Origin of the sequence: Paracoccus aminophilus JCM 7686 (genome assembly GCF_000444995.1) — a bacterium.
In the GTDB taxonomy this organism is placed as follows: Bacteria; Pseudomonadota; Alphaproteobacteria; order Rhodobacterales; family Rhodobacteraceae; genus Paracoccus; species Paracoccus aminophilus.
Genome location: NC_022041.1, coordinates 991,628 through 1,010,448, shown reverse-complemented (window position 1 = coordinate 1,010,448; position 18,821 = coordinate 991,628). Strand labels below are relative to the sequence as shown.

The 18,821-nt window shown below is 64.2% G+C and carries 20 protein-coding genes and 1 tRNA gene; 6 read left to right on the top strand and 15 right to left on the bottom strand.

Features of this window, described 5'->3' with window-relative positions:
- Positions 1-8: 8 nt before the first annotated feature.
- A complete protein-coding gene (locus tag JCM7686_RS05020) occupies positions 9-1,121 on the top strand; it encodes an AI-2E family transporter (protein WP_020949776.1) in 1,113 nt (370 codons plus the stop codon).
- Positions 1,122-1,237: 116 nt separating this feature from the next.
- On the opposite strand, the gene JCM7686_RS05015 is transcribed toward JCM7686_RS05020, so the two are convergent.
- From JCM7686_RS05015 to JCM7686_RS05000, 4 genes are all read right to left on the bottom strand, one after another.
- Positions 1,238-3,736, bottom strand: coding sequence for a DUF3772 domain-containing protein (locus JCM7686_RS05015; protein ID WP_020949775.1), 2,499 nt, complete (start codon positions 3,734-3,736; stop codon positions 1,238-1,240).
- Between the two features lie 5 nt (positions 3,737-3,741).
- On the bottom strand, positions 3,742-4,773 hold the full coding sequence (locus JCM7686_RS05010) for a cysteine synthase A (protein WP_041527139.1): 1,032 nt from the start codon (positions 4,771-4,773) through the stop codon (positions 3,742-3,744).
- Between the two features lie 85 nt (positions 4,774-4,858).
- Positions 4,859-5,944: an NUDIX domain-containing protein gene (locus JCM7686_RS05005; RefSeq protein ID WP_020949773.1), complete on the bottom strand. Its 1,086-nt coding sequence runs from the start codon at positions 5,942-5,944 to the stop codon at positions 4,859-4,861.
- Positions 5,941-6,813 (bottom strand): DUF2059 domain-containing protein, encoded by an 873-nt coding sequence (locus JCM7686_RS05000; protein WP_020949772.1) that lies wholly within the window; start codon positions 6,811-6,813, stop codon positions 5,941-5,943. The genes JCM7686_RS05005 and JCM7686_RS05000 overlap by 4 nt, the downstream gene beginning before the upstream one ends.
- Positions 6,814-6,916: 103 nt before the next feature.
- Between JCM7686_RS05000 and JCM7686_RS04995 the strand changes: the two genes are divergently transcribed.
- The 3 genes from JCM7686_RS04995 (at position 6,917) to JCM7686_RS04985 (ending at position 8,265) form a co-directional block, all read left to right on the top strand.
- Positions 6,917-7,006, top strand: a tRNA-Ser gene (locus JCM7686_RS04995).
- A 317-nt stretch (positions 7,007-7,323) separates the two neighbouring features.
- Positions 7,324-7,755, top strand: a complete 432-nt coding sequence (locus tag JCM7686_RS04990; RefSeq protein WP_041527605.1) for a hypothetical protein — start codon at positions 7,324-7,326, stop codon at positions 7,753-7,755.
- Between the two features lie 126 nt (positions 7,756-7,881).
- Positions 7,882-8,265, top strand: coding sequence for a DoxX family protein (locus JCM7686_RS04985; RefSeq protein ID WP_020949770.1), 384 nt, complete (start codon positions 7,882-7,884; stop codon positions 8,263-8,265).
- Between the two features lie 271 nt (positions 8,266-8,536).
- Here JCM7686_RS04985 and JCM7686_RS04980 read toward each other — a convergent pair whose 3' ends face one another.
- The 4 genes from JCM7686_RS04980 to JCM7686_RS04965 are packed head-to-tail and all read right to left on the bottom strand — an operon-like array spanning position 8,537 to position 9,550.
- Entirely contained in the window at positions 8,537-8,731 is a 195-nt protein-coding gene (locus JCM7686_RS04980; protein WP_020949769.1) for a hypothetical protein, read from the bottom strand.
- Complete coding sequence (locus JCM7686_RS04975) at positions 8,728-8,997, bottom strand: hypothetical protein (protein ID WP_020949768.1); 270 nt, start codon at positions 8,995-8,997, stop codon at positions 8,728-8,730. The genes JCM7686_RS04980 and JCM7686_RS04975 overlap by 4 nt, the downstream gene beginning before the upstream one ends.
- Complete coding sequence (locus JCM7686_RS04970; protein ID WP_020949767.1) at positions 8,994-9,182, bottom strand: hypothetical protein; 189 nt, start codon at positions 9,180-9,182, stop codon at positions 8,994-8,996. The genes JCM7686_RS04975 and JCM7686_RS04970 overlap by 4 nt, the downstream gene beginning before the upstream one ends.
- Before the next feature lie 56 nt (positions 9,183-9,238).
- Complete coding sequence (locus tag JCM7686_RS04965; protein ID WP_020949766.1) at positions 9,239-9,550, bottom strand: hypothetical protein; 312 nt, start codon at positions 9,548-9,550, stop codon at positions 9,239-9,241.
- A gap of 89 nt (positions 9,551-9,639) precedes the next feature.
- Between JCM7686_RS04965 and JCM7686_RS04960 the strand changes: the two genes are divergently transcribed.
- On the top strand, positions 9,640-9,912 hold the full coding sequence (locus tag JCM7686_RS04960) for a helix-turn-helix domain-containing protein (protein ID WP_328286678.1): 273 nt from the start codon (positions 9,640-9,642) through the stop codon (positions 9,910-9,912).
- 381 nt (positions 9,913-10,293) lie between these two features.
- Here the strand turns inward: JCM7686_RS04960 and JCM7686_RS24785 are convergent, their stop codons facing one another.
- On the bottom strand, positions 10,294-10,839 hold the full coding sequence (locus JCM7686_RS24785; protein WP_041527136.1) for a helix-turn-helix domain-containing protein: 546 nt from the start codon (positions 10,837-10,839) through the stop codon (positions 10,294-10,296).
- Positions 10,836-13,793 (bottom strand): hypothetical protein, encoded by a 2,958-nt coding sequence (locus tag JCM7686_RS04945; RefSeq protein ID WP_148292579.1) that lies wholly within the window; start codon positions 13,791-13,793, stop codon positions 10,836-10,838. The genes JCM7686_RS24785 and JCM7686_RS04945 overlap by 4 nt, the downstream gene beginning before the upstream one ends.
- 59 nt (positions 13,794-13,852) lie before the next feature.
- Here JCM7686_RS04945 and JCM7686_RS04940 point away from each other — a divergent pair, with 59 nt between their 5' ends.
- Positions 13,853-14,215, top strand: a complete 363-nt coding sequence (locus JCM7686_RS04940) for a DUF488 domain-containing protein (protein ID WP_084621027.1) — start codon at positions 13,853-13,855, stop codon at positions 14,213-14,215.
- Here JCM7686_RS04940 and JCM7686_RS04935 read toward each other — a convergent pair.
- The 5 genes from JCM7686_RS04935 to JCM7686_RS04915 all read right to left on the bottom strand — a co-directional run bounded on the left by JCM7686_RS04935 (position 14,212) and on the right by JCM7686_RS04915 (position 18,817).
- Entirely contained in the window at positions 14,212-14,646 is a 435-nt protein-coding gene (locus JCM7686_RS04935; RefSeq protein WP_020949762.1) for a hypothetical protein, read from the bottom strand. The two genes, JCM7686_RS04940 and JCM7686_RS04935, sit on opposite strands and share 4 nt — an antisense overlap.
- On the bottom strand, positions 14,643-15,587 hold the full coding sequence (locus tag JCM7686_RS24285; protein WP_020949761.1) for a helix-turn-helix domain-containing protein: 945 nt from the start codon (positions 15,585-15,587) through the stop codon (positions 14,643-14,645). The genes JCM7686_RS04935 and JCM7686_RS24285 overlap by 4 nt, the downstream gene beginning before the upstream one ends.
- 559 nt (positions 15,588-16,146) lie before the next feature.
- A complete protein-coding gene (locus JCM7686_RS04925) occupies positions 16,147-17,667 on the bottom strand; it encodes a YfjI family protein (protein WP_020949759.1) in 1,521 nt (506 codons plus the stop codon).
- Positions 17,664-18,545, bottom strand: a complete 882-nt coding sequence (locus JCM7686_RS04920) for a DUF7146 domain-containing protein (protein ID WP_020949758.1) — start codon at positions 18,543-18,545, stop codon at positions 17,664-17,666. Before JCM7686_RS04920 ends, JCM7686_RS04925 begins: the two co-directional genes overlap by 4 nt.
- A complete protein-coding gene (locus JCM7686_RS04915; RefSeq protein WP_041527134.1) occupies positions 18,542-18,817 on the bottom strand; it encodes a hypothetical protein in 276 nt (91 codons plus the stop codon). Before JCM7686_RS04915 ends, JCM7686_RS04920 begins: the two co-directional genes overlap by 4 nt.
- Positions 18,818-18,821: the final 4 nt, after the last annotated feature.

Here is an 18,821-nt window from a genome sequence, read left to right as displayed (position 1 = left end):
AGGGCAAGGTGGAGTCACGAGATCCGGTGCTGCGCGAGCGGCTTCAGACTGGCTTTCTGGGCGTTGTTGCCTTTGCTCTGATCCTCTTCCTGCTGGTGCAGGCGAAGTTTCTGCTGATCACGCTGACCATCGCGATCATCATCTTTTCGCTGACCTCGGATGCGATCACCGCCTTCAACCGGCTGAAAGTGCCGACCTGGCTTGCGACGACATTGGCGCTTGTGGTGATTGCGGTCGGGCTGTTGTGGTTGACCACCACGGTGGTGTCGCAGATCAACGAAATCGTCTCGACCGCGATCAGCTATTCCGAGCGCGTTCAAAAGCTGATCCCCGATCTGATCGAATGGATGGGCCCCAAGGCTCAGACCGTGACCGAGACCTTTGTGAGCAGCATCAACCTGACTGGTTGGATCCGTTCGCTGGCCTCGCAAACCTCGAATATGATTTCGGGGGCGGTCATGGTACTGCTGTATGTCGGCTTCATGTTCACCGAACGGGTCTGGTTTCCGATCAAGATCGAGCGCTTGGCGGGCAGCCCCGAACAGGCGCGCAAAGTCCGGGCGATCATCTTTTCGATCATGCGCCGGGTGAACCGCTATCTTGTGGTCAAGACCGCCCTGAGCGCGGCGACCGCCTCGTTGGTCTGGCTGGTCTTCCGGGTGGCGGGGCTCGATCTGGCCGGGCCGATTGCGATGATCACCTTCATCTTGAATTTCATCCCGACCATCGGCCCGATCGTGGCGACAGTGGTCACGGTCCTGCTGGCTTTGGCCCAGACCGCGAGCCCCGGCGAGACTGCGGCGGTCGGGCTTGCCTGTTCGGTCATCCAATTCCTCATCGGCAATATCATCGAGCCGATGCTGCTCGGTCAGACGCTGCGCATGTCCTCTTTCGGGATCGTGCTGTCGCTGGCGGTCTGGGGCGCGGTCTGGGGGCTGCCGGGGATGTTTCTTTCGGTGCCGATCATGGCGGCGGTGATGATCATCAGCGCCCATATCCCCTGGCTGCATCCCTTGGCGATCCTGCTGTCGCGTGAGGGCTTTGCCGAGGACGGTTTGGGCGAGGAAGATCAGGCGGCCGCCCGTGAGGCCGAGCTCGCTGCGCCGCGTGATCTGCGCTGAGGTGATCTAGGCCGGGGCTGCTGCGCGCCGGGTTTCGTGGCCCGTGCTGCACCTTCGAGCCGCAGCTCAGACCGCTTCAGCCCCACCCGGCACAGCCCCGCACAGTCCCGACCCACCTAGTCGCGCTCGAACCTTTCGCCGTAGCCTGCATTCTCGCCTGCGGCCCCGTCATCATGATCGGTGCCGGCGGGTGTCGCATCGGGCGCTTGCGGCGCCTCGTCGCGGACCTCTTGCGCATCGCCACTCTCGGGCGCGGCCTTGGCTTCCAGCTCGGGCGCGGTGCCAAGAGCCTCGGGATTGCGCAGCCAGATGTCGCGCTGCGGGAAGGGCAGCTCGATGCCTTCTTGCGCGAAACGCGCGGCGATCTGGTGGTTGATCTCGCTGACGACGCCAGTGCCGCCGTTGATGTCCGAGACAATCGCGCGGATCTCGAAATTCATCGCATCGGTGCCAAAGCCCTTGAAAACGACTGAGGGCGGCGGCGTGATCAGCACCGTCGGCTGATCCTCGGCGATCTCGGCCAAGACCCGCGCGACCTTGCGCGTATCCGTGCCGTAAGCCACGCCGACCGGCACGATGATCCGCCCCGAAAGGTTGTTGCGCGTCCAGTTCGTCACCGATTGGCTGACGAAATCCGAGTTCGGGACGATCACCTCGGTCCGGTCGAAGGTCTGGATATGAGTCGAGCGCACCGAGATCCGTTTGACGATGCCCTGCTTGCCGCCGACCTCGATCCAGTCGCCGACCGTAATCGGGCGCTCGATCAGCAAGATGATGCCCGAAACGAAGTTCGACACGATGTTCTGAAGACCGAAACCGATACCGACCGACAGCGCCGAGGCAAAGAGCGCGAGCGAGGTCAGATCGACGCCCGCGCTGGTCACCGCCAGCATCAGCGCCAGAATCACCCCGACATAGCCCAGCCCCGAGACGATGGCATTCTGCCCGCCCGCGTCGATCTTGGTCTTGGGCAGGATGGTCGAGCGGAACGCGCCCTGAATGGCGCGGGTGATGCTGTAGCCGATCAGGAAGATCGCGACGAAGGCAAAAATCCCGGTCGGCGAGATCCGGACGCCGCCAAAGGCCACGCCCTGTTTCATCTTGCTCCAGAACTCGCTGAGCTCGGCGGTGCGCGCGCCCCAGATCAGCACGAAAAGCGGTGCCGAGGCTAAGACCAGCGCGAATCCGACCAGCACCGGCACCAGCCCGTCGCGCGCCGATTTGTCGCCGCCCTTGGCCATCGCATAAAGATCGGCAATGAAATCCTGCAAGAGGATCAAAAGCCCGATCAGCGCCATGGTCATGATCATCGGCCAGAGCAGCGCATTCGCGCCGGCCACGAAGCCGATAGCGGCCAGAACCGGCGCGACCAGAGCGACCAGCCGCCCGGCGCTGCCGATGATCGCGCCGATTCTCAGCCGGTAGGGCGGGTTTTCCGAACTGTCATAACGCGGCAGATGGCGCAGCACGCTGGAGAAGCGGAAGAGGAAATAGGCGCCAAGGCAGATGATCGGCAGGTGCCAGACCGCCGCCGAGGCATCGGTGATTTGCAGCGGGATGCGCTCATCCGCCGAGGTTTTGCCCGAGAAGCTCGACAGCGGCAGGATCGCCGAGCCAAAGACCTGATGCAGCGCCAGCGCGACGCCGAGGAACGAGCCATTGATCCGGGCCTGTGCGCGCGGCTTTTCCGGCAGCGGCAGCGAGATCGGCAGCGCGCCGGGCTGAGCCGGGAACAGCCTGCGGCTGATCCAGATCGCGCCAAAAAGGGCGAGCCCCGCGCCGGGCAAGGCAAAGAGGATCGGCAGGCCCCATTGATCGAAGAGATTGGTGACAATCAGCGCCGCCACCAGCAGGATCACCCCGATCAGCGGCACGAGGATCTGACCGAGCGAGACCGCGAAATCGAGCGCGGCGCGTGTGCGCTCGCTTGCGCGCGCGGACAGACGCGAGGGCAGCGAATCGATCCAACGCCGCCCTTTGCTCAGCAGCAGAACCGCGATTAGCAGGATGATCGCGACGCTCGGCGCCCAGTCGCGCGCGCCCTGCCAGCCGCCCTGCGTCTGAAAGCGGGTCATCACCTCATTCGAGATCCCGGCGACGACCTGATAGCCCTCTTGCAAGGCAGGGGCCCAGTTCTTGGGGTTCAGCGGGGTCGGCGCAAGCCGTTGCAGCGCGGTCGCCTGACGCTCGCGCTGGGTCTTGTCGATCTGCTGGACGACACCATCGGCGCGGCCAAAGGCCTCGACGGCGGTGAGGCCGGGCGCCTGCAATTCGGAAAGCTGGCTGTTCAGGCTTTTGCGGCGGGTCGCGAGATCGTCAGATTCGGTCTGGCCCTCGGCGGGCGGCGGCCCGAGCGCATTGATCTGATCCTTGAGCGTCGAGATCCGGGTGGCATTGGTGCCCTCGGCTGCGCGGAATTGATCGCGCCATTTGACGACCTCGGCGCGGATCGCTTCGAGCCGGGCATCGTTGGCCTGTCCCGATTGCAGGATCTGTTCGGCCTGAGAGGCAAGTTTCTCCCAGGCCGTATAGTCTGGTTGTGGCGTGTCTTGGGCTGCGACCAGCGAAGTCAGCGTGAAGAAGACAGCGACGGCGAAAGCAGCAAGACGACGCATGAAGATCAATCCTCGAAGACGGCGGGGATATCTGCGGGCTTGCGCTCCAGCCATTTCGGCACCGGCAGGTTCTTCGCGCGCAGGAAGTCGGGATTGAAGAGCTTGCTTTGATAGCGCGTGCCGGAATCGCACAAAGCCGTCACGATCGTATGGCCCGGGCCCATGTCGCGCGCCATGCGGATCGCGCCCGCGATATTGACGCCCGACGAGCCGCCGAGGCACAGCCCCTCATGCTCGAGAAGGTCGAAGATCACCGGAAGCGCCTCGGAATCGGGGATGCGATAGTTGAAATCCGGGGTGAAGCCCTCGAGGTTGCGCGTGATACGCCCCTGCCCGATCCCCTCGGTGATCGACGAGCCGGGGCTGTCGAATTCGCCGGTGGTGTAGAACGAATAAAGCGCGGCCCCCTCGGGATCGGCCAGACCGATCTTCACGCCCTTGGGCTGGAGCGCCATGGCGACCCCCGCCAGCGTCCCGCCAGAGCCCACCGCGCAGATGAAGCCATCGACCTTGCCGCCGGTCTGTTCCCAGATCTCGGGGCCGGTGGTCTGGATATGGGCCTCGCGGTTGGCGATATTGTCGAATTGGTCAGCCCAGATCGCGCCATTCGGCTCGGTCAGTTTCAGCTTCTCGGCCAGACGGCCCGAATAGCGGACATAGTTGTTCGGATCGCGATAGGGCGCGGCCGGGATCTCGACGAGCTCGGCGCCAGCAAGGCGCAGCATGTCCTTCTTTTCCTGGCTCTGCGTCTCGGGGATGACGATGACCGAGCGAAAGCCCATCGAGGCCCCCACCAGCGCAAGCCCGATCCCGGTATTGCCCGCCGTGCCCTCGACAATCGTGCCGCCGGGCTTCAGATCGCCGCGCGCGATCGCATCCTTGATGATGTAAAGCGCGGCGCGGTCCTTGATCGACTGGCCCGGATTCATGAATTCGGCTTTGCCCAGAATGGTGCAGCCCGTCGCTTCGGAAGCATGGCGAAGCTTGATCAAAGGGGTATTGCCAATGGCGGCGGCAAGATCAGGGCAGATACGCATAAGCATGGCCTTTCGCGAAGAACTGGCCCAAGTTATACGCGCCTCGCCGAGAGCGACAAGGGCGGATGGGCCCAATAACGACCCGCTAGCCCGTGTATTCAGCCTGCAACCGCGCCGCCTCGGCATCGAGCCAAAGCCCCAAAACCAGCAGCGGACCGTTGCGGATCTCGCCCCGCCGGATCATCTGCAAAAACGTCGCGCGCTCAACCAGATGTGAGCGGATGTCCTCGCCTTCCGAGGCCAGCCCGCCAATGCCCGCGACCCCATCCGGCAGATCGGCAATGCCGATGAAGAGGTAAAGATATTCCGCCATCGCGCCCGGGCTCGGGTAATGATGCGGGCCCGGAACAAGCGCGCGCAGCGCGATCCCGGCCTCCTCATAGGCCTCGCGTCGGGCGGCGTCTTCGGGGGATTCGTTCAGATCAATGCGCCCGGCCACGGTCTCGTAAAGCCAAGGCTCGCGATCGCCGCGCACGGCGGGGCCTGCGCGAAACTGGTCGATCAAAAGGACGCGGTCGCGCAGCGGGTCCCAGGGCAGCACCACGGTCGCATCGCCCGACACAAAGACCGCCCGGTCGAGCGGCACCGAGAGACCGCCCGAATTCAACCGATGCACCAGCCGCACATGCTCGACCGCGAAGAAATGCTGATAGGGCTCGTCGCGCGACAAGACCTCAAGCCGGGGCTCTGTCGCGGGACCAACCGGTGCGGGATGCTCGTCCGCCGCGCGCAGCTGCGCCGCAACCCATTCGCCGATCCGGGACAGACGGGCGCGGATCGCCTGCGCCGGACGCTCGGGCCCAAGCGCCACCAGCCGCGCGGCGATCCCGGCCGCCAAGGCCGCGGGCCAATCCGCAGCGGGCCAGCTCTGAGGCTGATCGGCGGCCTGCCCCGCCCCGTGCTCGTCGGCCGCGAGACCGAGGACGGTCTCACCTTGCAGCACGCGTGGCGTGGCCTGCATGATCTCGGCGTAGCGGTGCAAAGCCGGGGTCGGCACCACCCGCAGCGCCGCAACCTCCCCCGCACCCTCGACCAGCTGCGGCCAATCGCCGGCCACGATCCCCGCTTCGGCCCCGCCCGCAAGCTTGCCCTGCAAAACGACGGGCGTGCCCGCCAGCCCCAAAGCGGCCAACATCGCCGGATGGGCCAGCGGCCCGGTCACGAGGGTCATAATTCGGCACCTGCAATCTGCCCGGCGGCCAGAAAGCCCGCCTCATATGACATCTGCTCAAACATCCCGTCATAGGCTTTGTCCAGCACATCCATCAGCTCGCGCCCCTCGGGAGAGCCGACGAAGCTCGCGATCTGCGCGAGCTCGGCATCATCGAGCGGCCCATAAGCAAGAAACAGCAGCCCGGTCAGCCAATCCGCCACATCGGCCCGGATCTCGCCCTCTTGCGCCCAGGCATCCGCGGTCGCCGCATCATCCTCGCGGCCCTCGCCCGCGCCATCGGTAAAGCCGCGATGGGTGGCAATGACCGAATTGAGGCTGCTCACCACATTGCGATCGACCAACCCGCCCGAAGAGATGATCGTCTGGATTTTCGCCGCTCGGGGCGTGTCGGCAAGGGTTGCCTGCCGCGCGGCCTCGCGCGCCGCCTCTTCCGCTCCGGGTGCGAGCATCGCGCTGCGAGCCGAGATCTCAAGCCCGATCACCCGCTTGCCAAAGGGCGTGCTGTAGAAAAGCAAAGCCCGCCGGATCAAGGCCGGATCGGCTTGCCCGACCGTCTCTGCCAGCCGCTCTTGCATGAGCCGCCGCATCTTGTCGGGCGCATTGACCCGGCGCAGGGTCTCAAGCCAGGCGCGCTGCTCCTCCGCACTCATCTGGTTGCTGTCCTCGGGCGCGGCCCCGGCAATCGCCTCTTCGGCCATGACGCCGACGACCTCATCGAGATGCAGCACGCGGTAGATTTCATGCGCCAGCGTCTGATCGGCCGGGGATACGACGTGGGCCCCCGCCTCTTGGGCAGGGCTGGAAACCGGAACGGAAAACGCCACCAACAGGGCGACGAGCGGGGCGGTGCGGATGAGCCTGAACATCGGCTTGCCTTCTCCTTGCCTTTTTTCGAATTTCTCGCTCAACCCCTCTTGCGCTTCAACCCCTGCCCGTCTAAACGCTGCTCCACCACACCAAAACAAGCGCGGAGAGGTGCCGGAGTGGTCGAACGGGGCGGTCTCGAAAACCGTTGAGCCTGCAAGGGTTCCGTGGGTTCGAATCCCACCCTCTCCGCCATCTATCCTTGAAATCATTAGATAATTTCGTCATTGGCGAGTCTTACCCGCCTACGCGCCCGCCTTCTTGTTTGCGCTTGATTGCGACGGGTTGCGTTGCGCCACTGCATCACCTTTTTAACATCTCGCGAATGTAGCGTTTCCCGCACCTTCCCTGCTACGCCGCTACATCCGCTACTTCTGCTCCGCAGCCCGCGCATTGGTGAAGCGCGGGGCATATCACTTCATCGGCGATCCGTCGCCCATCCTGTTTTCGTGACGCAACCTCTCCTTCTGCCTTCGCGTATAGGTTGGGCAAATCAAGCTTTGGAGCGCATCATGAAGCGAATCCTCATTCTCCCTATTCTTGCGCTGGCGGGGCTGTCCACGAGCCTGTCGCCTGCTTTTGCCGATCCGGGCAATGGCAAAGGCTGGAAGAACCACGGTGGCCAACGGGCCGGTCATGGACGTGACGACCGTCGCTCTCCTCGCATTGGCTATCGCGCGGACTGCCCGCCCGGACTTGCGAAGAAGAACCCGCCGTGCATGCCTCCGGGACAAGCCAAGAAATATGCGCCTCACTATGGCAGTCGCGTTGGTGACATCCTGCGGACCAGAGATTATGTCGTGATCCGTGACCCGCGCCGCTATGACCTCGAACGACGCCGGGGCTGGGACTATTACCGTGACGATAACCAGATCTACCGTGTCGATAGTGGCACGCGGAAGATTTTGGCGGTTCTCAACCTGATTGATGCGTTCTCGCGCTAACCAGTATCACCTCATCGCCATGCACGCGCATTGTGCTGCATGATGCAGGCTGGGCGAGTTGTAGCTTGTCCCGATCTCCTTTTGGGACAAGGGTCAGGAACGCTCACGAATCCCAATGAGGCATCTATGACCAATACCTTAAACCGCTTTCAGCCCTATACTATTGCGCTCCTGCGGATCGTCGCAGGCCTACTTTACCTTGAGCACGGCACGCAGAAGCTTTTCAGTTTCCCGATTGACGGTCCCGCCAGTCTTGCCGGTCTGACTCTTGTCTCCGGTCTCTTGGAACTGGTCGGGGGCGCGCTCATCGTGCTTGGCTTCTTCACCCGCCCGGTGGCCTTCATCCTCTCTGGTCACATGGCTTTCGCCTATTTCATGGCCCATGCGCCGAAGAGCTTCTTTCCCGTCGCGAACGGTGGCGATGCCGCGATTCTATTCTGTTTCGTGTTCCTCGCCCTCGTGACGACCGGCCCCGGAGCCCTCTCGCTCGACGGTCGCAACGGTCGCTAAGTTCGGCCCCGATCAGGATCAGCCCAGCGCATAGGGCGACTCAAAAAGTGCGAACGCTGGGGTTCACCCCGGCCGCGCTGCGCGGATGGTTGGCGGCAGGCGCGCGAACGGCATTAAGGGAGGCCCAGAGATCCGGTGGTAAAGCCAACAAGTTGTTGGATTTGAGCCTGCCCGCCCTCTGTGGCCGAGCTGCCCCCAGCTCCCGCAAAGGCAAAGCCCCGCGCTGGGCCGGGCTCAGATTTCCCCCGCTTCGGGGAAAACCTCGCCGTCGTCAGTCCGGCAGACTGACGCTATCTAGGGCGCGGTTCAGTTCGTCGGCCATGCCATAGGCCACTTCAATCAGCAAGGATTGGGCTGATTGCGCGACGTTCTCATTGTCGAGCACTTGCAGCGCCTCTAGCACGCCGACAAGCCGGGTTGCCATGCATTGCTGATTGGCGATGTATTCGAGAAGTCGGGCGCTCATGCTGCATCTTCCCCGTAGAATCTGCGCCACGTTCCACGCTTTGTCTCACGCGCCAGCCCTTCGACACCATCGGACACGATGTCCATCAGGCACTCGGCAATCTCCAGAGCATCGGCGACATAGGCTTCGCGGTGTTGGAAGTCGCCGCTGGTCTCATTCTCAAGCGCCATCCGGGCAACCCGGATAATCGCATGGACGTGACGGGCGATACCGTCGGCTGCCTCGCGGGTATCTCCGTTGAACTGCAAGATTTCGGACGCTCTCATTGCTGGACCTCCATCAGCTTGAGGGTCTGGCGCAGCGCGGCGCGTACATAGCCCCGGGCCTCTGCCTCGGCCTCAGTATAGCCCCTGTCGTGCTCGCTGGCATCGAGCGCCAGCGCAAGGCAATCGTGGATTTCGTGAAGCCGACAAGCTGACAAGCCGGTATCGGTCGCGGTTCTCGCGTTCATGTGGGTTCTCCCTTGTAGCGGTTGTAGCGGAAGTAGCGGCGTAGCAGCCGCTTCGGTCAGTTCTCCCGGCGCGCCATCTCACGCCGGATTTGGTCAAGCTGGTCATAGTCGGCAGAGGTCAGCCGGTCCTTGCACTCAATGACGAATGCCCATTCCGCCAGCGCCTCGAAGGTCATCGCCCCAACCTGAACAGCGGCGGCAAGGGCGCGCTGGGCGGCCTGACGCGCACGCTGCACCTCGACCTTGGCGCGATACCAGACACTCTTAAGCGCCCGGGCCAGTAGCGCCCGCAGCGTCTCGCCATTGCCCTTGAACCGGCGCGCAATGGCCCAAGCTTCCGACATGATCGAAGAAAGATTGTAGGTCATGGAACCATCCCGCCATGTTGCTCGTTCGCTAACTGTGTTATAGTTATGATACAGGGTAGGCGTTTAGTCAACTACCCTGTTAGCGAAATATGCAACAAGGTAGCAGAATGACCCCCGCCCAACTTCGAATGGCCCGAAGCGCGCTTCAGCTTGGTGTGCGAGAACTCGCTGAACTCGCGGGAATTTCCTTCACTACGGTGAGCCGTTTTGAGACCGGGAAGAGTGGGTTGCAGCACTCCACGGCGGAGGCATTGCGCAAAGCATTGGAGGCAAGGGGAATCCAGTTCCTCGAGGGTGGCCAAGTGGCGGAGGGAGTTGGGGTCTCACTTAGGCCGGAAACCTCTTCACAATCTCTGGTCTAGAGGGCAGCTTCGGACTGGACAGTGAGCGGGAGGCGATTTTCAATGCTTAGAAGCGAGATTTTAGACGACGCAAAGAGGGACCTCCGCGCCGCGCAAAGGGAGCGGGATTTTAGCATCCCCGTGGTCCTCGCCGCCTTTGTGCTCTTGGATTGGTCTGTGTCGTCGCAGCCTCTCGACTATTACATGCTGACCGCCACGGCGATTGTCGTCTATTGCCTCATGTCAATTCGGGCTGCCATTCACGCCTGCGCCTTACGGAGCCTTATGGCATCGACTACGACGGACTGATGAAGGCGCGCATTCAGCAAACGCGGAAGCTTCGATGCCTCGGACACCTCACAAGCCGGACTAGACAGCTCACTGACCTAATCAAGCCCAGCGCTATCTGCTCATGTCGCTTGATTTCGGCTGATTAAATTCAGCCCGAGGCCATCGCGCCCAGCGCCGCCGCTGTGCTTCCCTGATCCGCTCAATTCCCTCGGGTGTCCTTGCTCCGGTGGACTTGCCGCCGTGGAACTTGCAGCGCTTCCTGCCGGGCTCGCTCTTGTTCCGGCAATTCGTGTTTTTTCGTGTTTTGGCCCCGCAGGTGACGCGAACCGTCTTGGCGCGCTGGGCCTCTCTCGCCTGCCATGCCGCGAATGCCTGGGCTGTGGCTTCCTCGACCTCGGCCCGCCAGTCGCGGCTATCACCCTTCTCCCCCGCGCGCGCAATACTGGTCTCTTTCCAAGCCGGAACCGTCCAGCCCAGCGCGTCCGCCATGCGCCGCACCGCCCAACCGCGTGCATCGAGACGAGGGGCACGCTCCCAATACTGGACCGCCGACCGGCCAACCCCGGCGCGCTGGGCAAGCTCGGCCTGTGTGAGGCCTGCCGCCTTTCGGCGGGCGGCAAGCTCTTTCCCTATCGGGCCATTGTGGGGCCGCGTCATTTCTTCCGGCTCTCGCGCACAACTCGGCTGAGAATCCCGTTGCCCTTGGGCGCGTTCGGGTCGTTCTCGGGGTCACTCATATAGGACAGGAGGCCGCGTGACGGCATGTCCAATGTGGCGGGCGAGAGAGGGCCAAGCAGGTTGGTGGAGAACGCTGGAACGCCTTTCCCCACGAGCTGGTTTGCAAGCCACGCCTGACCGGGGCCGGACATGCGGGCCGCCCCCACCATCGCGGGCGCTGCCGCGCCCACCATCGAGCCAACCAACGCTCCGGCTGGGCCGCCACCGAAGTATGCACCAGCACCGGCTCCCAAGCTGGTCCAGCCTACGGAGGGAAGGCCCATAGCCCGAAGGTTTTCGGCGGTCCCAGAGGAGCCCAAAGGCTTAATCACACCTTCTGCTGCTCGGGCCAACTCACCCAGCTCGCCTCTGCCGCCCTGCGCGTAGGAGGACCGCCCCTGCTGAACCACGGCATTGCGAAGCGCCGAGGGCGAGATAATGCCCACGGCGGCCTCTTCCCCCGCGCCGGTGGCCGCCTTCTGAATGGCAAGGAAGTTCCTCCACTGCTCCCGGGCGACGGCAAGCCGTTGAACGTCCTTGGCTCGCCCAAGGCCCTGCAGGGTGGCGGTCATAGCGTCATCGAGGGCGCCCATCGCCTCAATGGCCGCCGATCTGGTCGCGCCGTCGGCGCTGGTCGTGAGCTTGGAGAGGTTGGAGCGCCACGAGTTCACCACGTTGGCTGGAATGCTGCTGCCGGTCTGGGCGGCCTCAGATACCCGACGACCGATCTCCTTCAGGAGCGGAGCCTGCGAAGCCTTAGGCGCGAGCTGCTGATAGGCGTGGTTGGCCTCAGCAAGTGCCTGTGCGGTGGATGGCGTTGGGGCGACGGCGACACCGCGAGCAATATCATCGAATTCAGCACCAATGCGCTGGGCGGTCGAGGCCAGCACTTCCGGGGTTGCTCGGGTGGCATCAGTGCCCGCCGTTTTCAGGGCGGCCTTGGTCAGCGCCTCACGCTGCGTTTGGTTCAACTCCTGCCCGGCCCGGGTAAGCCCCTCTTTCCTCATCAGGCCTTCATGCCCCGTCCGCTGCCCGGCGGAGACCGGAACGCCAGCCTCATCGAGCACCCGTGCCAGATCCAGCCGTGCCGCATCGGCTCCCCCGTGAGGGCTGACTAGTGCGCGCACGCCTTTTTCAGCCAGTCCCGCAAGCCCTGAGGCGGTGATTGCCGCAATCGGCCTCGCCCACGGTTCCAGCTTCGTCCCTTCTGTCGCCTGTCCTGCGGCTTCCGATGCAAGCCCAGGAGCGACCCCATAGGTCAGCGCGTTGCGCAGGGCATTGCCGGGGCTCAGAAGCGCAGAGGGCAGGAACTCCCCGACCGTCCCCGCATATTTGGCGAAACGGGAATCGCCACGAAACTCCGAAGCGCCGCCTGTGGCCTCCGCCGCCGCCGCCCGGTAGCTGTTCCCGGATCCAAGCCGGGTGGTCTTGGCAAGCTCGTTCACCACACCGCTTGCAGCGCTGGCTTCTTCGGGCGTGGCAAGGCCGGTCTTTTCCGCAGCCCATGCCCCGACGCGAGACCCTGCGTTCAGGGCCGCGCCGGGCACATCGAGAATACCCGTGATGCCGCGTGATGCTCCTGCCGCCCCGGCGCCAACTGCGTCCATGGTTGCACCGCCACGCCCGCCAGTGAGATAGTCCAAGAGCCCCCATCGGGGCGCTTCCCTTGACTGCTGCTGCACCTCGCCAATCGCATTGGCCGCCGCGTGCCGACCGAGGCTTTCCGGTGAGGGCTGCAGGCTGCCGTCCTTAAGAGCCGCCCAGCGCGCTTTCCGGCCTTCCAGCGAGTTGTCGAGCGGCGCGGCCTGCGCCGGCTGCGTGGGCGCGCCGTAGACTTTCTGCATGGCCGCACTCATGGTCTGGTCGTCTGTGCCGTCCGGTCCATCGAGCTCAACAATCGGGGCGTCCTGCCACGAGCTACCAGACACAACGGGAGCGTCACGCCATGAGCCGCCCGTGGCTGGGGCCTGCTGCTCACGCGCCTGCGCCTCCTTGGCCATCTGGGCGAGCCGGGTCGCGGCGGCGGTGTCGCCCGCCGCATCGGCATTGCGCAGGGCTTTCATGATGTCGGCATAGGAGGCTTGCGCTGGCTGGGGCTGGGCGGCGGCCCGGCGCTCTTCGGCAATCCGCGTGAGCCGCTGAGCATCCTCGACGCGACCAGCCGCTTGCAGCTCTCGCGCCTTGGCCATGATTTCGTCATAGGTCGAGGGCTGGCCGCCTTGGCCGCCGGTCTGGTATTGCTCCCAAGGGCCGGAACCTTGCGGGGCTGACGCGAAATCAACCCATGGGCCGGAGGTCTGCGCGTTGCCTCCCGTGAGCCTGTGGAAGCCATCAAGCGCGGCCTGCTGGTTCGGTGCTTGGACCTCATAGGTCTGACCGTCCGGCCCTTGAATCTCGAAGGTCTGCGGCCGGTCCGCGCTGGGCTGCTGGGCGGCCTGACCTGCGGGCGCGCCGATAGCTTGATTGAACTGGTCGCGCGGCATATTCCCGTAAAACTTGCCATAGAGCGCATCGGCAAGCTGGTCGTCGGGGATCTGCGCATATTGCGGATAGCTCAGGCGGAAGGCGTCCAGTTTGGACGGCGGCGCATTCGTTCTCGCCAAATCGCCCGGCGCACTGCTGAGGGCCACGGGATTGCTGGGGCGCGGGACAAGCGCCTCGGTCAGAGCATTGACCACGCTGTCCTTGCGGGCCGGTTTCTTTGCCGGGCGCGGCGCTGTGAGAGCATCAATGATGCCCATGGGCCGGGAAGCCTCGGGAGCCTCATTGAGAGCGAAAGCCCGGTCGAGGGCCATAGCGAGAAGGTCGTTCTTTCCTTGGTGGACTGCACGCATATCTGATCCTGCAAACTGCCAAAACTGCAGGTATATAGATACCACAAAAAACGAAATCACGCCAATCTTCGCGGTGTGATAAGCTCGGAATCGAAGCATATGGCGCGCGAGGTCACAGGGTGAGCACAGCACCAACTATTTTGCTGAAGAGGGCCTATGAGCCAGCATCGCCGAGTGACGGTTTGCGCATTTTGGTCGATAGGCTTTGGCCGCGAGGTGTCAGTAAGGAGAAAGCGGCGCTCAGTGAGTGGATGAAGGAGATTGCGCCCAGCGACGAGCTCCGGAAATGGTTCAATCACGATCCGGCGCGGTGGGACGAGTTCCGCTCCCGATACCTTCATGAGCTGGAAAGCCATTCGGAGCAACTGACCCATCTCCGGCAACTCGCAAAGGCCGGACGGGTTACCCTGATCTACGGCGCGAAAGACCAAGAGCACAATGAGGCCGTTGTGTTGCGCGATGTGCTCTGCCCCTCATGCTAAGCATTGCCTGCAACCTCACCTATCGAATGCGTCATCGTCAGCAGCTTCTCGCAGGCCAAGCGCTGCGCGGTGGCTTGCGCATAGGCGCGGGTAATTTGCGGGCTCAATGCCGGGTCGCCTTCCTGAGAAATCCCGAATGCAAGGTTGCTCGCCTCGTCCGAGACAATCGCGATCCAGAACAGCGGCAGCCAATCTGGATCAATCTTGCCGGGGATGAAGGCCGCTACCTCGGGCAGCGTCAGCGACATAATCGTCGGGCTGCCTGACTTGCGGCAATGGCGCTCCAGCGCACGGAACAGGGCAGCTTTCGCCAGTTCATGCTGTGGCCGGATATAGCCGCCGCCGTCGCTCATGATAACCATCCTCTCGACGCTCTTGCGGGCGATGGCGGTAGCGTTCTGGCGCATGTAGTTTCTGACGGCGCGGCTCATGCGGCGGTCTCCTGATTGGTGTGACGCTTGCGGATGTTGCCGACTGTCTGAGGGCTGACCCCGGCGCGGCGGGCAATCTCCCGATCTGAGAGGGCAAGCCCAGCGCGCAGCAGGTCGAGGACGGTAGCACGGCGGTCGGCGGGACGCTGGGGTGCGGACTGTCCAGATTGGACGAACGCCGCGAAATCAGCTTGCAGAGATGCCACCAGAGCCCGCTCCTGATCCGGGTCGGGGACCATCTCATGATTGGCGCGGTGTTCCAGCCATTTCAGCCGCGCGGAGATGCCCTCCACCGACGGGTCGCGCAGGTTGTCCAGAAGGTGCTCAAGCGCGGAACTCCACGCATCCTCCCATTGCCACGACGTGTAGTCCGGCGAGAAGGCAATCCGGTGCTCTATCAACTCTTCTTTCGCCTGATAGGCCGCCCACGCCTCTTGAACCGTCGAGGGCATCGAGACAGCGGCGCGCATGGCTACCCACATTTCGGGGGTCGGTCCGGCCCGGAAGCTGAAACCCCGATAGCCCCAGAGCGTATTGGCCGGGTCCATCAGCGGCTCAAGGGCATCTCGCAGCGCGGCCTCCAGCGGCGTCGGCTCGAAGACAGCATCCACAGAGCCATAGAGCGCCAGCAGCTCCTTGCAGCGGGCCCGACGCTTCGCCTCCTTCTCGGCACGGCGCACGGCCTCGCGGGCTTTGTAGCCGGGCTCCTTGGCTTCCATCCAATCATCAAAACCCGCGAAGAAACTGGATGGCTGCGGGGCTGGTGTCGCGTCCAATGTGGACAGAGCCGCCGAGAGGGTTAGGCCAGCCTTTGCCGCCAGCACCTCGGCCCGCGACCTCGCCGCCGCGCGCTCGCCCTCGGTCGCGCCTCTCTCCATCAGGGCGCGGAGCTTGAGCAGTTTTTCCGTGTCCAGTTTGGACGCCTTGGCATGGGCGTTCATATGTCAGCCTCGTTCTCGGGAATGGGAATGGGCCGCAGCAGATCGGCTGCAAGGCGAAGCGCCGCGCTGGGCGTGAGGGGCATCCGCTGCCGGACGAAACCACTTCCCGACGAGAAGCGGTTCACAGGAGCGCTCATCGGAATAGCGGATCGGACGGGCGGAATAGCAGCAAAATAGCAGCCGAATAGCGGGCATTTTCTGGCGAATAGCGGGAATAGCGGAAATAGCAGATCCCCATGACGCGGATCTGAAACCCTGAGCCAGTACCGCCACCCCGGACTTATGCAAAATGTTGCCGAAGTCTCCCGGGCTGCTGAGCGCTTCCGAGAACTCGAGGCCAGACCACGGGGCGCTGACAGGGCGATTGCCCGAGTTCGGCATTCCCCCTGCTGCTATTTCCGCTATTCCCGCTATTCCCGGGGTTTTCGCCGCTATTCTGCTGCTATTCGCCGCTATTTTGGGCCGTGAATCCGCTATTCCGGCACCGGACCCCATGCCTCCGGGGAGCAAAATAGCGGGAATAGCGGAAATAGCAGGTCGGCGGGGACTGCGGTCAACTTTAGTCAACATCCCACCCCCTCACGATCCGAAAGGCCTCTTTGCGGGTGGCGCCACGAATGACAGTCCCGTTCGGCAGGGGAGCGAGCCAGCCACCCATGACCAGCGCGCCAATCGGCTTGGCCAGCTTGGACCGCTCGCGCAGGCTGTTGGGTCCAAACTTCATGATGTCGCTCGGGACAATCTCAGCATGCGGCCAGCTATCGAGAAGCCAGCGGCGCAGAAGCTCGGCCCGGCCCGTCTCCTCTGACACCGCCCCGGCCTCGGCCAGCCGTTGCGCTTCGCCCAGATAGAACTCCGCCAACTCCAGCCCCCAGTCCATCGCAGCGGGCGCGACCTCGGCGGCGTCCAGATCCGTCCAGAGGGTCAGCACCCCGGCAATGCGCGCGGCCTGCTCCGCCGCTTTCGAGGCATAGGCGCGGATGTGCTCCATCCCGCCGCCCGGGGCCTGCGCCTTCTCCACGCGCTCGTAGAAGTCCCGCAGCATCGTCTTGGCCGCGCTCGAGAGTGGCAGTCGCACCGGCTTCAACTCGCGCGCGCTATCGCCGGTCGGCATGGGTCGGTCCAGTAACTCGCGCAGCCGGTCATTGAAGGCCGAGAGGTTCAATTCGCTGTCGTGGTCATGGCCGCGCCGCAGGCGAGTGCCAATCGCGCTGGGCGGTTCAGTCATCAGGAAGCGGGCCAAGAAGCCCTGACCGGAGGCGAGCGGATCGGCAAGGAAGGGATGGGCGATGACCGGCTGCACCATGACATGCATCGAGAGCCGCCGCCCGGGATAATCGCTGGTGCCATGCCCGGCGCGCATCCGGGTCAGCTTGTCGCCGTTCCAGAGGCTGGAGAAACCGGCAATCGTCTTGAGCCGGTTGTCGGAGTTCATGCCGTGGCCGCCGATGAAGCTCCCGCCCTCATCCGTGAACAGCCCGACCGAAGGACGCCCGGCCTGATAGAACTTGAACAGCCCCTCAATCGTCGGCTCCTGAAAGGTCAGGTTCGGCTTCAAGGGCTCGACCGGCGCGGGGCCGAGGGTCTGTAGCTCGGCGGTAGCCTTGAGCGCTTTGGTCTGGTCTGCCTCGGCGGCGGCAGTCATCATGCGCTTGCGCTTGCCCAACCAGATCTCCATTGCCACCTCAAACTCGGCATAGGCTTCGCGATAGGCCACAGCTTCACGGGCCTCATGGTCGCGGATGCCTTGCATCAGCAGCCGGTCGCAGGAGGATTTGCGCTCGCCACTCTCGGCGATGGTCAGGCAGAAGAGCGCGCAGGGAGCCACGCCGCCGCCGAGGATTTCGACATCGGCAAAGCCCTGAACCGCCAAGGCGGCGATGGAGAGCGCCGATTGGGCGGCAATGGCGGCGGGCGCTTGGGTGATGTCCTGCACCGCCTCAACCGCTGCCCTGAGCGGGCCAAGGGCGTGAATGGGATAGGGCTCGCCCTGCGGTATCTCGCGCATGAGCGGCTGTGGCCCTTCGGTCTTGAAGGGGATGGGTTGCGGAATGTCGGCAGTGAATGCGGGCGCGGTCATGCAGCGGCCCCTTTCGATTGGAGAATATCGTTCCAGTCGCGCCCCTCGGGCGCGGGCAAGAGGCTGACCGTCCAGCCCAGCGATGCGGCACGCTCTGCGAGTTTGTGCGCGGCGAGTCGTCCTGGCTCATCCCCATCCGGGGCAATCGTGAGCCTGCCAGGGCGCGGTGGAAGATGCAGGCCAGCAACTCCAGCGGTCGAGAGCCCCGCCCAGATCGTCGCAGGAGCTTGCAGGAGGCCGCTGCACAGACTCAGCGCCGTTTCTATACCCTCGGCCACCACCAGCGGCCCGTCGCCGTCAGTGACTCGCACAGCGCCTCCCAGAGCCGCCCCCAGCATTGCCTTGGCCGGTTCCAGCGCGGCCTTGCCGCTGCCGTCAGGGCGCAGATAGGTGCGATGGACCGCGAGACGGGGCAAGCCGTCGATCCGGGCAACCATGGCCGGGGCGCGCTGGGCTGAGGGATGCCAGCACTCGGGATGAAAGCGCAGGCTCTCGGGTAAAGCGCAGGTGATGCCCCGACCGCGAAGATAGGCCTCGGCAATCGTGCCCCGGATCGGCAGCGACTCGCGCCAGCAGGCCAGCGCTCGCTTCTCGACCTTGGCCGCCTCGGCTTTGGCCTGTGCCTTCCTGCGGCTCAGCTCTGCCGGGTCGAGCGGCTGGGGCCGATAGTCACCTCCCAGAAGCCCGCGCCCTTTTATAGCGTCCAAAATGGACAGGAAGGCACAGCCCGCCTTGCAGCTCAGGAGCAAGCGCCCGTCGTCGGCATCGGCGAGCGTCAAGCTCGGGCGGGTGTCGCCATGGGCCGGGCAGCAGGCCACGCCATAGGACCGATACCAGCGACCACCGAGGGCAAGCGTCAGGGATTGAGCATCGCTCATGCGCGCCCCCCGAGGCCTTGGCAGGCACGGAAGGCCGCCATGCGGTCTTGTCCCTCATTCACCAGCCGTTCGACCTCGGCCCTATGCCCCAGCCGCTCAGCGAGAAGGTGAAGCGAGCCCCCGGCAACGGCAAGGTGCTCGTGCAGGGCGTCCAGCACCTCGCAGACATCGCGGTAGCTGGTGCGGTCGGTGCGCTGGATCAGATTGCGGCTGGCGACGGCGATGCTGATGGCCGCCGCGAGAATCTGTGCGTCTGTCGGGTCATCCGTCATTCCC

Coding starts and splice junctions, on each gene's coding strand:
- JCM7686_RS04990 (WP_041527605.1), top strand. CDS start 7,324: ATGAAGCGAATCCTCATTCTCCCTATTCTTGCGCTGGCGGGGCTGTCC.
- JCM7686_RS04935 (WP_020949762.1), bottom strand. CDS start 14,646: ATGAGCCGCGCCGTCAGAAACTACATGCGCCAGAACGCTACCGCCATC.
- JCM7686_RS04965 (WP_020949766.1), bottom strand. CDS start 9,550: ATGACCTACAATCTTTCTTCGATCATGTCGGAAGCTTGGGCCATTGCG.
- JCM7686_RS05000 (WP_020949772.1), bottom strand. CDS start 6,813: ATGTTCAGGCTCATCCGCACCGCCCCGCTCGTCGCCCTGTTGGTGGCG.
- JCM7686_RS24285 (WP_020949761.1), bottom strand. CDS start 15,587: ATGAACGCCCATGCCAAGGCGTCCAAACTGGACACGGAAAAACTGCTC.
- JCM7686_RS04970 (WP_020949767.1), bottom strand. CDS start 9,182: ATGAACGCGAGAACCGCGACCGATACCGGCTTGTCAGCTTGTCGGCTT.
- JCM7686_RS04975 (WP_020949768.1), bottom strand. CDS start 8,997: ATGAGAGCGTCCGAAATCTTGCAGTTCAACGGAGATACCCGCGAGGCA.
- JCM7686_RS04980 (WP_020949769.1), bottom strand. CDS start 8,731: ATGAGCGCCCGACTTCTCGAATACATCGCCAATCAGCAATGCATGGCA.
- JCM7686_RS04915 (WP_041527134.1), bottom strand. CDS start 18,817: ATGACGGATGACCCGACAGACGCACAGATTCTCGCGGCGGCCATCAGC.
- JCM7686_RS04960 (WP_328286678.1), top strand. CDS start 9,640: ATGCAACAAGGTAGCAGAATGACCCCCGCCCAACTTCGAATGGCCCGA.
- JCM7686_RS04920 (WP_020949758.1), bottom strand. CDS start 18,545: ATGAGCGATGCTCAATCCCTGACGCTTGCCCTCGGTGGTCGCTGGTAT.
- JCM7686_RS05010 (WP_041527139.1), bottom strand. CDS start 4,773: ATGCGTATCTGCCCTGATCTTGCCGCCGCCATTGGCAATACCCCTTTG.
- JCM7686_RS05015 (WP_020949775.1), bottom strand. CDS start 3,736: ATGCGTCGTCTTGCTGCTTTCGCCGTCGCTGTCTTCTTCACGCTGACT.
- JCM7686_RS04925 (WP_020949759.1), bottom strand. CDS start 17,667: ATGACCGCGCCCGCATTCACTGCCGACATTCCGCAACCCATCCCCTTC.
- JCM7686_RS24785 (WP_041527136.1), bottom strand. CDS start 10,839: ATGACGCGGCCCCACAATGGCCCGATAGGGAAAGAGCTTGCCGCCCGC.
- JCM7686_RS04985 (WP_020949770.1), top strand. CDS start 7,882: ATGACCAATACCTTAAACCGCTTTCAGCCCTATACTATTGCGCTCCTG.
- JCM7686_RS05005 (WP_020949773.1), bottom strand. CDS start 5,944: ATGACCCTCGTGACCGGGCCGCTGGCCCATCCGGCGATGTTGGCCGCT.